General features: G+C 68.4%; 9 protein-coding genes. 2 read left to right on the plus strand and 7 right to left on the minus strand.

What is annotated here, in order from left to right:
• Positions 1 to 25 precede the first annotated feature (25 nt).
• From AC3IPM_RS14635 to pilG, 6 genes are all read right to left on the minus strand, one after another.
• The gene (locus AC3IPM_RS14635; protein WP_489300712.1) at positions 26 to 1354 is read right to left on the minus strand and encodes a chemotaxis protein CheB; all 1329 of its coding nucleotides are present in this window, start codon (positions 1352 to 1354) and stop codon (positions 26 to 28) included.
• A complete protein-coding gene (locus tag AC3IPM_RS14640) occupies positions 1341 to 7922 on the minus strand; it encodes an Hpt domain-containing protein (protein WP_489300713.1) in 6582 nt (2193 codons plus the stop codon). Before AC3IPM_RS14640 ends, AC3IPM_RS14635 begins: the two co-directional genes overlap by 14 nt.
• A 94-nt stretch (positions 7923 to 8016) precedes the next feature.
• Positions 8017 to 10053 (minus strand): methyl-accepting chemotaxis protein, encoded by a 2037-nt coding sequence (locus tag AC3IPM_RS14645; RefSeq protein ID WP_489300714.1) that lies wholly within the window; start codon positions 10051 to 10053, stop codon positions 8017 to 8019.
• Positions 10054 to 10096: 43 nt separating this feature from the next.
• The gene (locus AC3IPM_RS14650) at positions 10097 to 10627 is read right to left on the minus strand and encodes a chemotaxis protein CheW (RefSeq protein WP_489300715.1); all 531 of its coding nucleotides are present in this window, start codon (positions 10625 to 10627) and stop codon (positions 10097 to 10099) included.
• Entirely contained in the window at positions 10627 to 10989 is a 363-nt protein-coding gene (locus AC3IPM_RS14655) for a response regulator transcription factor (protein WP_489300716.1), read from the minus strand. The genes AC3IPM_RS14650 and AC3IPM_RS14655 overlap by 1 nt, the downstream gene beginning before the upstream one ends.
• A gap of 17 nt (positions 10990 to 11006) precedes the next feature.
• Positions 11007 to 11408 carry a twitching motility response regulator PilG gene (pilG, locus tag AC3IPM_RS14660; RefSeq protein WP_017356958.1) on the minus strand — a complete coding sequence of 134 codons (402 nt, stop codon included), beginning with the start codon at positions 11406 to 11408 and terminating at the stop codon, positions 11007 to 11009.
• Positions 11409 to 11666: 258 nt separating this feature from the next.
• Here pilG and gshB point away from each other — a divergent pair, with 258 nt between their 5' ends.
• Both gshB and AC3IPM_RS14670 read left to right on the plus strand, forming a co-directional pair.
• Positions 11667 to 12617 carry a glutathione synthase gene (gene gshB, locus AC3IPM_RS14665; protein ID WP_489300717.1) on the plus strand — a complete coding sequence of 317 codons (951 nt, stop codon included), beginning with the start codon at positions 11667 to 11669 and terminating at the stop codon, positions 12615 to 12617.
• Positions 12614 to 13501, plus strand: coding sequence for an energy transducer TonB family protein (locus AC3IPM_RS14670; RefSeq protein WP_489300718.1), 888 nt, complete (start codon positions 12614 to 12616; stop codon positions 13499 to 13501). Before gshB ends, AC3IPM_RS14670 begins: the two co-directional genes overlap by 4 nt.
• 118 nt (positions 13502 to 13619) lie before the next feature.
• Here AC3IPM_RS14670 and tsaB read toward each other — a convergent pair whose 3' ends face one another.
• Complete coding sequence (gene tsaB, locus AC3IPM_RS14675; RefSeq protein ID WP_489300719.1) at positions 13620 to 14327, minus strand: tRNA (adenosine(37)-N6)-threonylcarbamoyltransferase complex dimerization subunit type 1 TsaB; 708 nt, start codon at positions 14325 to 14327, stop codon at positions 13620 to 13622.
• Position 14328: the final 1 nt, after the last annotated feature.

The following is a 14328-nucleotide window of genomic DNA, read 5'->3' on the forward strand; positions in this document are numbered from 1 at the left end:
TTCCTTGTGGGCTCCGGCGCGGCGATTACTCGCTCACGCCCCAGCGTTCGGCGATGGACTGGGCCAGCTGCGGCGGTTCGCCCGCGGCCATGCCGGCGGCAACCACGGCACTGGCAGCGGCCGGGTCGTAGCAGCCTTCACCCACCTGGCCGGCGACCCATGCGCCGGACACCGCCAGCGCGAGTACGTCATCGACCTGGGCCGGATCGGCACCGCTGAGCATCACCACCGCGCTGTGCGCCGGCGGCAGTGCGCCGACCTCGATACCCTGCGCGGCGACACTGAAGTACAGCCCGCGATTGCGCACGCTGACCCCGACATCGTCGGGCAGGATATAGGCATTGCCCGCCAGCACCGGTTGTTCGACTTCGGCCAGCAGCACCGGCAGTGCCGACACCCGCGCCATCTGCTTGACCAGGTTGCCGTAGCGGCCACCGTCCAGGCGCATATGCACCAGCACCGGCGCCCCCAGCCCGGCCGGCAGCGCGGCCAGCAGCCGGCGCAGCGCATCGGGCCCGCCGATCCCGGCCAGCACCAGCACCGCGCCCGGCGCGGCATCGTCGGGCGCGTGCTCGGGTTCCAGTTCGACCAGCGACAGGCGTTCGAGATCGAATGCCGAGAGTTCGGCCGCGGCGGCAGCCGGGGCGTTCGCCACCGGCGCCACCGCGCTGTCATCGTCCACCAGCGACCAGCTGCTGTGATCGCCCAGCGGCATTACCGGATGGGCCACATGGGCCGCCGTCACCGCGGGTACCGGCGGCACATCGGCTGGTGCGGCAGGCGGCGCATCGGACTGCATCGCGGCCAGCGCCTCTTCCAGCGAAATCGGCTCGCTGTAACCGTCCACGGCCGGGTACAGGCCATCGGCCGGCACGTCCGGCGCGGCATCGAAGGCCTCGCGGACATGGAACTCCAGCGGCGCATCGGCATGCAGTTCGGCCGGGGTGACCGGCAGGCCGGGTTCGGGCTGCAGCAGTCCATCCTGCTCCGAGCCCGGTGGCAGCACATCCTGGTGGCCGTGCAGCTTGGCGGCCAGATGCCGCGACCAGCGCTGCGCCTCCCAGCCTTCGCGCCGTGCGGCCAGTTCGGCCTCATCGAAGATCAGCGTCAGCGCGGGCGAACCGAGTACCGGCTCCAACCGCTCCAGCGCGTCTTCGATGGCCGGCTCCAGCGCGATCAGCACCGCGCCGGGGGCGGCATCACGCAGCACCTGCAGTTCCAGCGTGTTGGGATCGTCCTCCAGCACCACGCGGGCACCGGCGTGGCCGAGCGCTTCGCGCAGGCGGTCACGGGCCGGGCCGACCCGCGCCAGCAGCGCGACCGACAACAGGGAAGGCAACTCATTCACGGACACGGGCAATCCCCAACAGGTCGTACACGTTTCGCATCAGATCCAGTTCCTGGTACGGCTTGCCCAGGTAACGCTGGACACCAATCTCGAAGGCGCGCTGACGGTGCTTGTCGCCGCTGCGCGAGGTGATCATCACGATCGGCACGCCCTGGTAGCGGGGGTCGGCACGCATCACGGTGGCCAGCTCGTAGCCGTCCATGCGCGGCATTTCAATATCCAGCAGCATCAGGTCGGGCACGCGCTCGTCCAGTCGCTCCAGCGCTTCGATACCATCGCGGGCGACGCTGACTTCGAAGTTGTGGCGTTCCAGGATGCGCCCGGTGACCTTGCGCATGGTCAGCGAATCGTCGACCACCATCACCAGCGGCACCTGACGGTCGCTGACCTGGGTGGCCACGGCGATCGGCTTGTGCGGGTTGGCCTGGAAGCGGCGCACCAGCGGGGCCACGTCCAGAATCACCACCACGCGGCCATCGCCGGTGATGGTGGCGCCGTAGATACCCGGCACCGAGGCAATCTGCAGGCCGACCGGCTTGACCACGATTTCGCGGTTGCCCAGCACCTGGTCGATGGCCACGGCGGCGCGCAGGTCGCCGGCGCGGACCAGCAGCAGCGGCACCTGGGCCTGGCCTTCGGCACGGGCCTGGGCCTGTCCGACCAGGGTACCCAGGTCATGCAGCGCGAACTCTTCGCCGCCGTAGTGGTAGCCGCCGTTGGCTGCTTCAAAGCGCTCGCGCGAGATCCGGCCGATACCGCTGACCGAGGCCACTGGCACGGCATAGGTGGTGTCGCCGATCTGCACGAACACCGCCTGGGTGACCGCCAGCGTCTGCGGCAGGCGCAGGGTGAAGGTTACGCCCTGGCCACGCACCGAGTGGATGTCCACCGAGCCGCCGAGCTGGCGCACTTCGTTGTAGACCACGTCCATGCCCACCCCACGGCCGGCCAACTGGCTGACCTGGTCGGCCGTGCTGAAGCCGGAGGCGAAGATCATCGCGTCCAGTTCGGCCTCGTCCACTTCGGCCCCGGCGGCGATCAGGCCGCGTTGTTCGGCGCGGCGACGGATCGCCTCGCGGTCCAACCCGGCACCGTCATCGGCCACTTCCAGCACGATTTCCGAGCCTTCGCGACGCAGCCGGATGGCGATCTCGCCCTCTTCGGGCTTGCCGGCGGCGCGACGCTGTTCCGGGGTTTCCAGACCATGTGCGACCGAGTTGCGCAGCATGTGTTCCAACGGCGCGACCATGCGGTCGAGCACGTTGCGATCCAGTTCGCCGTGGGTCCCTTCCAAGGTCACGTGCACCTGCTTGCCGGTGTCCTGGCCCGCCTGGCGCACCACGCGGCGCAGGCGCGGCACCAGACCGTCGAAGGGCACCATGCGCGCGCGCATCAGGCCATCCTGCAGTTCCGAGCTCACCCGCGACTGCTGTTGCAGCAGTACGTCGTACTGACGCGACAGGTCGTCGAGCACACCCTGCAGGCCGCTCAAGTCGGCCGCCGATTCGTTCAGCGCGCGGCTCAACTGCTGCAGCGTGGAGAAGCGATCCAGTTCCAGCGGATCGAACTTGTGGTCGGCCTGGTCCTGTTCGCGCTGGTAGCGGGCGACGATCTGCGCCTCGGTTTCCAGGTCGAGGCGGCGCAGCTGGTCGCGCAGACGCGCGTTGGTGCGGTCCAGTTCGCCCATCGCACCGCGGAAGGCACCGAGCTGCTGTTCCAGTCGCGAGCGGTAGATCGCCACTTCACCGGCATGGTTGACCAGGCGGTCGAGCAGGTCGGCGCGCACGCGCACCTGTTCCTGCTGCGGCCGGGCCAGGCTGTCGTCGTCGCCGGCCACATCCAGCGGCACCGGATCGGACAGCGGCGCGGCGGCCACGGCGGTATCGATCACCACCGGGGCAGCGTCGTCGGCCACGACCGCGGCGCTGGCTGCGGCAGGTACCTCGACGCGGCCCAGAGTGCGCTGTTCGAACGCCTGGATCAGGTCCTCCGGCATCTCCACGCTGCGGTGGCGGCCGGTGCGGGTCAGCATCTGGTGCAGGCGGTCGAAGCCGCGCTCCAGCAGGTGTACGTCGCTGCGGTCGATGTCGGTACGGTTGGCGGCAACCGCCTCCAGCAGCGATTCGATGCCGTGGCCGAGGTCGCCGATCGGGTTGATCCCGGCCATGCGTGCGCCACCCTTGAGGGTGTGCAGGTCACGCTGCAGGCCGGCGATCACGTCGCGGTCGTTCGGCGCGGCACGCAGTTCGCTGATCAGGCCATCGCAATGGTCAAGCAGGTCCTTGCCTTCCTCCACGAAGATGTCGACCAGTTCCTGGTCGAGCACGCTGAAGTCCAGCCCATCGGCGGCGTCGCTCTCGTCTTCGACGGCTGCATCGGCTTCGGCAGGGTCCACGTCGTCCTCGACGGCCGCCGACAGCGGCGCGTGGAGAGTGGCATCGGCCACGACGGCAGCGCCCACCAATGTGGCCGCGACGACCGGTGCATCTTCCAGTTCGAAGAACGGGGCCGGTGCGGGGGTGTCCGAGCTTTCCTCTGCATCGGCCTCGGCGAACGCGTCGGCCTCGACCTGTGCATCGTCATTGGCGGCCAACCCGATCACACCACCGTCCAGCGGTGCGTCCGGTGCATCGACCACGGTCAGCCCGTCGTCGAGTGCCTGCTGCGCGTCGACCAGTTCGCCGAACGCGGGCACCGGCGGCAGTGCCTCGTCCAGTGCATCGCGTTCGTCCTGGCTGCGTTCGTCTTCGGCGTCGTCTTCGTCTTCGGCGTCGGCGTCGGCGTCGGCGTCGGCGTCGGCGTCCAGGATGTCATCAGGCGTTTCGTCCGTGGCAGCCGTTTCGGCTTCGACCGGCGCCACGAAGGCGTCGCCGAAGTAGCGCGACAGGTCTTCAGCACCGGTCAGTTCGATGGCTTCCAGGCCCCCTTCGGCCACCTCATCGGTGACGTCGGTGACGTCCGCGTCCTGCACCACACGGTCTGCTGCCGGCGTATCGATGCCGACCAGGCCTTCGTTGAAGTAGGCCGACAGGTCAGCGCCGCCAGTGAGTTCGGTGACCGACAGCGCCGCCTCGTCCACCGGGTCGATCGGGGTCGACAGAAGGTCCTGCGCGGGTTCGACGATCGACAAGGCATCGGCGTCGACCACGGCCTGCTGCAGTTCGCCATCGGCGCGCTCATCGAGCACGGCGTAGCCGCTTTCGTCGGTCTGCGCCGTCAGCTCTGCATCGGCATCGGCATCCGCATCCGCATTGACGTCCTGCACAAGCAGACCATCGTCGGCAGCCGCATCCAGCGATGGCGCGGGCGCCTCCTGCACGGCGTCGAGCAGCTCAACGTCGTCGGCATCCAGCGCCAGCTCGTCGTCCATCGCCAGCGCCGGCCAACGGGCTTCCGGCAGGGTGTCCGCCAGGGCCTGCAGGCGTGCCGCCAGTTCGGCGTGGGCCGGAATCAAAGGCGACGGCGCCTGCAGCGCGAGCATGGTCGCGCTGATCGCCGCAGCCGTGGCCGACAGCGCCTCCACGCCCTCGGCATCCGGCATGGCATCGGCGGCCAGCGAACGCTTGATGAAGCTTTCCGCGCCGCCGGTGACGGCGGTGATTTCCGGCACGTCGGTCATCGCGAACGCACCGTTCATGGTGTGCACCGCGCGCAGCAGGCCGTCGGTGACCGGCAGCGGGGCCACGCTGGCCTCACGCAACCAGGCCTGCAGCGTGGCCTGGTGGGTATCTACTTCGGCCTCCAGGATCTCGCGCAGCACTTCGTCGATGTTGGCCGGGGTACCGGCAATCTCGACTGCCTGCGGGGCCGGTTCGGCCACCGGTTCGATCGTCTCGAGCGCGGCGGGCGCTTCGATCACGGCCGGCGCAGCGCGCTGCAGCGGCACGTGGAAGGTTTCCTCACCGGCGGCAACGCGATCGGCGATGGCCTGCATGGCCTGCAGGTCGGCGGTGACCCGGCCGCCATCGCGCAGTGCCGCATTGAGCTGCGGCAGCACGTCGTAGGCCTGGCTGACCATGGCCACCACGGCCGGCGTGGCCGGACGGGTGCCATCGAGCACGCGGTTGAGCATGCCCTCGATCTTCCAGCTGAACTCGCCCAGGGTACGTGCGCCCACCAGCCGGCCACTGCCCTTGAGGGTGTGGAACACGCGCCGGATCGGACGCAGGCGGTCCAGGTTGTCCGGCGCGGCGCGCCAGACCGGCAACAGGTTGCCGAGGTTGACCAGTTCCTCGTCGAACTCTTCGATGAAGACTTCGCGAATGTCCTGGTCGATGTTCTCGCCATCGTCTTCGAAGCCGGCCGCGATGCTGTCGGCATCGGCAACGACGGGGGCCGGATCGGCAACGGCGGGCGCTGCGTTCGGCGTCGTGCTGAACTGCGCGGCCGCGACGTCGAGCTCGGCCAGGAAGCGCGCCGATTCATCATCCAGTTCGATCTTGCTGATCACCGCGGCGTGCACGCCACCGGCGCCGGCCAAAGCGGCAGCCACAGGTGCCGTCTCAGCGTCGGGCGCATCGATCGGCTCGGCCACGTCAGTGGCGACGATCTCTTCGATGTCCTCGAACGACACCGATGCTTCAACGGCTTCAACGGCTTCAACGGTCTCAACCGGCGGATCGGTCTGCGCCGCGGCATCGCTGACCTGCTCCTGCAGGAACGTCGGCAGGCTCTGCACGTCCAGCGCCGGTTCGGCCGCATCAGGTGCCGACTCCGGGGCATCTTCGATGCTCAGCGACAACACGTCATCGGCGTTGTGCAGGGTATCGTCGAAGCTGAATTCGATCGGCTCGTCGCTGATGTCCAGCGCGTCATGTTCGGCGGCGACGGGGTCGAAGCCACCGCCGGTCAGCAGCGGGCCATCGAACGCGGAAGTGGCCTCAACCGGCGGCTCCGCATCAGACGTCTCCAAGGCATCGGCGTCCGCCGATGCGATATCCATCGCCACCGGCAGCTGCACCTCCCACCGGTTGGCGGCGCTGTCCTCGGCGATCACCGGATCGAAGTGGGCGAAGCTCGGCAGCGCGTCATCACGTTCGGCGGCGGTGGACAGGGTCCACTGCGGCGCGTCGGCGGAAACCGCGGCGGTGGAAGCATCGAACACCAGCGCAGGCGGTGCTGCGGCCGGTGCGTCGACGGCCATGGACGACGGCAACGGCTCGAAGGTGAAATCCGGCAACGACGGCGGCACGCTGCCCGGAGGCGGTGCGCTCGGGGTCACGGCGGTGTGCACCGGCTCGGCCGCCGGCGCTTCCCACGGGGCCAGCTCGATCGGTTCCGGTGCCACCGGCAGCGCTTCGGCACTGACATCGGCCTGCGCCGCATGTTCGTCGGGCAATGGCCAGTAGCGCAGGGTTTCCAGGCTGCTGCGGGTGATGTCGAGGATTTCCTCGCGACCCGGGCGGCGCTCGCGCAGCGCTTCGAGGTAGTACTCCAGGCTGGCCATGGCATCGGCCAGGGTGTCCAGCTGGCGGCCACTGGGCACGCGCTGGCGGCCGATCAGCTCGACCGCGATGTACTGGCGCACACCTTGCAGATAGTCCGCCGGGGTGGCCAGGTCGAGCATGCGCAACGCGCCGGCGACCTCGCCGAGCAGCCGCGGCACTTCCTGCAGCTGCTGGTGGTTCCAGTTGGTTTCGATGAAGGCGACGAAGTGCTCGCGCGCGGCGGCGAAGTTGGCGATGGCTTCATGCGCCAGCACTTCCACGGTGCGGCGGTTTTCCATCGCGCTGGGGTCGTCTTCGCCACTGCCACCGGCGCCCAGATGGGCGACCTGGTCGTCCAGCGAGGCATCCACGTACAGCAGTGCCCCGGCGATATCCAACAGCAGGCTTTCGTCGATCAGCTGTTCGCCGTTGACCACGCTGCGCAGCGCATCGCGCTGCTGCACGACCACGCCGCGAGCCACGCCCAGGCCCATCATGCCCAGGGTATCGGCCACCGCACCCAGTTCGTTGACCTGGGTCTGCAGCTGGGTCGACTCACCGCCGGTGCGCAGGTGCAGGTCGAGCGCATCCTTGATGCGCAGCAGTTCTTCCTTGACCGCGTTGCCGACCGTGTCGAGCAGTTCGCGGTTGCGGCCACTGAGGCTGCCGCGCGCATGGTCGAGCTCGGCCTCGGTGGCGCTGACGCTGTCCGGGGCGAAGGCGAACAGCACGCTTTCATTGATGCCCGGTGCGGCGCGTGCCGAACGGATGTCGTTGAGCAGCGGCAGCAGCACGATCGGGATATCGCGGTGACCGTTCTGCAGGCGCTCCAGGTAGTCGGGCAGCAGCACGCTGCCGCGCATCAGAGTGGCGCACGCTTCGTCGCGGTCGGGCACTTCACCGGCGCCGATGGCGTTGGCCAGCTGCTCCATTTCCTCGGCGACCATCGCCGGCGCATACAGCTCGACCATGCGCAGGGTGCCCTGCACCTGGTGCAGGTAGCCGGCGCAGAAGCGCATGCGGCCGCCGTCGGCCGGGTCTTCCACGTAGTACTCGACCTCGTTGCGCACCTGGCGCAGGGTCTCGTCCAGCTCCGGCTTGACCCAGCCCAGGGCGGCGTGGCTCATGGCATCGCGCAGCGTGCTCATGCCGGGACTCCCGGCAGGTGGGCGCGCATGTCGTGCTGTGATTTCTCGCGATGCATCATCTGCTGATTCCTTCCCTCTCCGCCCTGCCCGCGGCTCACGCCGGCAGCTTGAAGTCGGCAACCGAGCGGCGCAGGTCGGCCGCCAGCTGTGCCAAATGACCGATCGACTCGGCGGTCTGTCCCGCGCCCTGCGAGGTCTGGCCGGTAATCTGCCGGATCACGCCCATGGTGCGGGTGATGTCCGAGGCGGCCGAGGACTGCTGCTGGGCGGCGATCGAGATGTTCTTGATGAGGTTGTTGAGTGCGTTGGAGACGCGCTCGATCTCGGTCAGTGCGGTACCGGCGTCTTCGGCTAGGCGTGCACCGGACACCACTTCGGCGGTGGTCTGCTCCATCGAGCTGACCGCTTCGTTGGTATCGGCCTGAATGGCCTGGACCAGGCCTTCGATCCGTCGGGTTGCACCGGACGTACGTTCTGCCAGGCGCTGCACTTCATCGGCCACCACGGCGAAACCGCGACCGGCTTCACCGGCCGAGGCCGCCTGCACCGCCGCATTCAGCGCCAGGATGTTGGTCTGCTCGGAAATGTCATTGATCAGTTCCACGATCGAGCCGATTTCCTGCGAGGACTCACCCAGCCGCTTGATGCGCTTGGAGGTTTCCTGGATCTGGTCGCGGATCTGGTCCATGCCCTGGATGGTCTCGCGGACCACGCCGGCACCTTCGGCGGCGATCACCACCGAGCGCTGTGCCACGTCGGCCGATTCGGCCGAGTTGCGCGAGACCTGCTCGATGCTCGAGGCGATTTCGCCGATGCGGTCCGAGGCCGAGGTGATCTGGTTGGCCTGGTGGCCGGCCGCTTCGGCCAGCTGCATGGCCGTCGCCTGGGTTTCCTGGGTGGACAGCGCGACCTTGGCCGAGGTGTCGTTGATGGTGGTCACCAGGTGGCGCAGCTCGTCCACGGCGTAGTTGATGGCGTCGGCGATCGCGCCGGTCATGTCTTCGGTCACCGAAGCCTTCACCGTCAGGTCGCCTTCACCCAGCGAACTGATTTCATCCAGCAGCCGCATGATCGCCTGCTGGTTGCGGGAGTTGAATTCCACCTGGGTCTGGTAGCGCAGATCCTGTTCACGCGACCGGCTGCGCACGGTGCTGCTGACGAAGCCGATGATGGCCACCAGCGACAGCGCGCCGGAAATCACGCCCAGCCAGAAGTTCGGGAACAGGCGGGTGTCGCGCACCGAGCCGAACGAGGAGAACGCTTCGAACAGCTTCTTGCTGTCGTCCAGCATCTTGTTCGAGCCGGCGGTCAGCGCCGCAGCCGAGGACTGTGCCGAGAACAGCTGGCGCGAACTGGCCAGGATCGCGTCGGCGTCCTTCTTCATGGTCTCCCACTGCTTCTGCGACTGCTCCAGCGCGGCCAGTGCCCCGGCGTTGCGGACCGGGGTGATGCCCAGTTCTTCGTTGCCGTTGCGCAACGCATCGAGCACCTGGGAGAACACCACCGAATCGCGCGCCAGTGCATCACCGGCGGCGGCGGCATTGGCACCGCCCGCGCGCATTTCAGTCACGCGGCGGGCCATCGAGCCCACCACCACCACCTGCTGCAGTGCGTTGTACACCTGCGAGGCAGGCGCGCCACCGGCGGACATCGCGCGCACCACTTCGTTGAGCTGTGCCTGCAGTGCCGGCACGCCGTTGACGAAGTTGTTGGCGTTGCCGGCCAGGGCCAGTACGGCCGGTTCGCTGGCCACCAGCTGGGCGGCGCTCTTGCCGAGCGGTTCCCAGGTCTGGCTGAGCTGGTCGAGCGGGCCGGACACGTTCGCTTCCTTGCCGTAGCGGCCCTGCAGGCTGCTCACGGTGGCTTCGATGCGGGTCTTGGTGTCCTTGAACGCGGTGAACGCCTGGGCGTTGCCCGAGACCGCTTCACGGCCCTGGTTGGCCAGCTGCTGTGACAGCACCTGCAGATCGGCCGCACCGGTGCTGGCGCCGGCCAGGCGACTGCCCTGCCAGGTGGCCACGCCGGTGTTGACGCCGAACACGATCATCGACAGGGCCAGCAGGCCCAGCCAGAAATTGGTTCCCACCGACCCGAGCTTGCCGGCCTTGGCGGTATCCGAAGCAGTACTCATCGCTCAACCTCGATCTTCAATACGGTGAGACAGGCAGCAGCGATCAGGCCGCGGCCTGCCTGAATTCGGGGGTACGTGACAGCAACGACAGTGAGAACACGCCCCAGTCGTGGCCGTCGCCGTGGAAAGCACGGTCGACGAAGTGGCCGTAGCGCCCGCTGGCCAGGTCGCCGGCGACGATGTCCTGGTCCTGCTCGAAGCTGCGCTGGCCGAACAGTTCATCGATGGTCAGCGCCACGTCGCCGCCGGCCTGGCGCATGATCAGCACGCGCTGGCCCTCCTGCTGCACGGTGCGCTCGCCTTCCATGAAGTACTTCAGGTCCACCACCGGGAACAGGTTGCCACGCAGGTTGCCCACGCCCAGCAGCCACGGCTGCGCGCCGGGCACCGGGGTGATCGGCGGCATCGGCACGATTTCCACCACTTCGCGGAAATCCGAGACCAGGTGGCGCTTGCCGACGCGGTAACCCACGCCACGCCACAGATCCTGCGCGAACTGACGTTCCGGCAGCTGCACGGCATGCGCCAGGCTGCGCCGTTCGTAGGCCTCGAGGATGTCGAAAGGAGAACGCATCAGACCACCAGTTGGTTGATCCGCGCGATCAGTTCCTCCTCGCGCGGTGGCTTGACGATGTAGTCTGCCGCCCCCTGGCGCAGCCCCCATGCCTTGTCGGTTTCCATCGCCTTGGTGCTGACGATGACCACCGGGATGTGCTTGATCGCCGCGTCACGCGCCATTGCACGGGTGGCCTGGAAGCCACTCATGCCCGGCAGCACCACGTCCATCAGGACCAGCTGCGGTGATTGCTCGCGCACCAGCTGCAGCCCGTCCTCGGCGTTGTCTGCTTCCAGAACCTCGTGCCCGGCCTTGGTCAACCACTGCGTGAACACCGCACGGTCGGTCGGTGAATCCTCGATCAGAACGATTCGAGCCATTGTGCCTTTCCCCCTGGTCAGGCGTTGACGTATGTGCGGATGGCACCCAGCAGTTCTTCACGCGTGAAAGGCTTGGTCAGGTACTGCTCCGAGCCGACGATGCGCCCGCGCGCCTTGTCGAACAGGCCGTCCTTGGAGGACAGCATGATCACCGGCGTGGACTTGAAGAGCTGGTTGCCCTTGATCAGCGCGCACGTCTGGTACCCATCCAGACGCGGCATCATGATGTCCACGAAGATGATCTGCGGCTGTTGGTCGGCAATCTTGGCCAACGCCTCGAAACCATCGGTCGCGGTCACCACCTCGCAGCCTTCGCGCTTGAGCAGTGTTTCGGCGGTCCTGCGAATGGTCTTCGAATCGTCGATGACCATGACTCTGAGCCCTGCGAGTTCCCCACCCGCAGCCATGTTTTCAGTCATTACCTTTCCCCGAGCGCGCGACGCTTCTGCTTTGGTCCGGCGCCGCTGCGAAAGCGTATCTATATCCCAATACCGGCGCGCGCTTCAAGCACGGCCGCGCCAGCCAAGCCGCAGCCGGGTCCGCTGCGGCCGGATCGGCGAGTTTTGCGCAAACCGCCCCCCTCCCGGCGCCGGCCGGACACTGCGTTGCGCCGCCCCCGGCAGGCAACGGACGGCCATTGCCGCTACCATCGTCGGCCTGCCCGCCAGGTTGCGACCATGCCGTTGAATGTCATCGTGGTGATGGACCCCATCGCCCACATCAAGATTGCCAAGGACACCACCTTCGCGATGCTGCTGGAAGCCCAGCGCCGCGGCCACGCCCTGCACTACGTCAGCCCCGGTGGGCTGGCCCTGCGCGACGGCCAGGCGGTGGCCCGCACCGCGCCGCTGCAGGTGCGCGAAGACAAGGACAGCTGGTTCACCCTGGGCGAATTCAGCCAGACCGTGTTCGGCCCCGGCCAGGTGGTGCTGATGCGCAAGGACCCGCCGGTGGATGCCGAATTCATCTACGACACCCATGTGCTCAGCGTGGCCCAGCAGGCCGGCGCCCTGGTGGTCAACGACCCGCAGGGGCTGCGCGATTTCAATGAGAAGCTGGCCGCGCTGCTGTTCCCGCAGTGCTGCCCGCCAACCCTGGTCAGCCGCCGCAACGCCGACCTGAAGGCCTTCGTGCTCGAACACGGCCAGGCCGTGCTCAAGCCGCTGGATGGCATGGGCGGACGCTCGATCTTCCGCAGCGGCACCGGCGACCCGAACCTGAATGTGATCCTGGAAACCCTGACCAACGGCGAGCGCACGCTGGCCCTGGCGCAGAAGTTCATCCCGGACATCACCGCCGGCGACAAGCGCATCCTGCTGGTCGATGGCGAACCGGTGGACTACTGCCTGGCGCGGATTCCGCAGGGCGATGAGTTCCGCGGCAACCTGGCCGCCGGTGGTCGCGGCGAAGGCCGCCCGCTGAGCGAGCGCGACCGCTGGATCGCCGCCCAGGTCGGGCCGGAAATGAAGCGCCGCGGCATGCGTTTCGTCGGCCTGGACGTGATCGGCGATTACCTCACCGAGGTCAACGTGACCAGCCCCACCTGCGTGCGCGAGCTGGATGCGCAGTACGGCCTGAACATCGCCGGCACCCTGTTCGACGCGATCGAGGCCGGTCTGCCGCAATGAGTGCGACGGTCGAGCCGCTGCTGCCCTTGCAGGGGCGCGAGTCGCAGCGCCTGGGCGCAACCCTGGCGCTGTCGCTGCTGGTGCATGCGCTGCTGATCCTGGGCGTGGGCTTTGCGGTCAGCGACAAGGCCGCGCTGGTCCCGACCCTGGATGTGATCTTCAGCCAGACCCAGACCCCGCTGACCGCCAAACAGGCCGACTTCCTGGCCCAGGCCAACCAGCAGGGCGGTGGTGAGCACGACAAGGCGCAACGCCCGCGCGACAACCAGGCCGGCATCGTGCCGCAGCCGCAGGCCGGGCTGTCGCCGGTGCCGCAGCAGCGCCAGGATGCGGCCCGCCCACCGCCGCCGCAGGCGCGTGTGGTGGCCAGCCGCAACAGCACCGAGCAGGTGGCCAGCGCACAAGCGCAGCCCCTGCCCGACCACCCGCAGCCGGACGCGCCGATGAACGCGCGCGAGCAGCGCGATGCCGAGATGGCGCGGCTGGCCGCCGAAGTGCACCTGCGCTCGGCGCAGTACGCCAAGCGCCCGAACCGCAAGTTCGTCTCGGCCAGCACCCGCGAGTACGCCTACGCCAACTACCTGCGCGCATGGGTGGACCGTGCCGAGCGGGTTGGCAACCTCAACTATCCCGACGAAGCCCGTCAGCGCCGGCTGGGCGGCCAGGTGGTGATCACGGTCGGCGTGCGTCGCGACGGCAGCGTGGAAAGCGCCCGCATCCTGCGCAGCAGCGGCACCCCGTTGCTGGATGAAGCCGCGTTGCGGGTGGTGCGCCTGGCGCAACCGTTCCCGCCGCTGCCCAAGACCGATGATGGTGTGGAGATCCTGCAGGTCACCCGCACCTGGGCATTCCTGCCCGGCGGTGAGTTGCGCGACGATCGCTGATGCGGTTGCGCATCGCGCTCAAGGCGCAGCCACGCATGGCGTGGCTCTACCTTGGCGATGTCGGCCAACGCCAGGCGTTCACCCGGGTAGAGCCACGCCACGCGTGGCTGAGGCCTTCCTAGGACGCCAGCTTGGCCGCCCGCGCCGCCTGCTGTTCCACCAGGGTCAAGGCCACGTTGTTGCGCAGATAGGCCGGCTCCACCCGCTCCGGGGCCATCACGTCGCCGCGCTCGAATGCCGGCACCGCCAGCGTCAACAGGTCCGACGCGCGCGGCAGCGCCAGTGCGTCCACGCCCTCCAGCTGGGCGGCCAGCCGCGTGGCCAGCGCCCCGTCGGCAGCGCCGAAGCCGGTGCCCACGCCGAACCAGCGCGTGCCTTCAGGCAGCACCACCGCGTCGGGCGCACAGACCGTTTCCTCGCCCTGCAGTTGCCAGTGCCCGTCCACCCGCACCTGGCGGGCGACGTAGACCTCCCCCATCCGCGCATCGATGCTGCTCAGCACGTGATCGGCATGGGCCGGCGCACGCAGCGCCAGGACCTGCAGCGTGGACACCGGAATCAGCGGGCGGTCCAAGGCCAGCGCGATGCCCTGCGCAATGGCGATGGCCAGGCGCACGCCGGTGAACGCGCCCGGCCCCCGGCCCAGCGCAATGGCATCGAGCTGCGAACGGGCCAACCCGGCCTCGGCCAGCAGCGCCTCGGCCCACGGCAGGCTCAACTCAGCATGCCGACGCGGGGCGATCTCGAAACGCTCATGCACCTGCCCATCCACGTACAGGGCGACGGAGCAGGCTTCGGTGGCGGTTTCAAAGGCGAGCAGTTTCATG

This window comes from Stenotrophomonas sp. GL_111 (assembly GCF_057835245.1).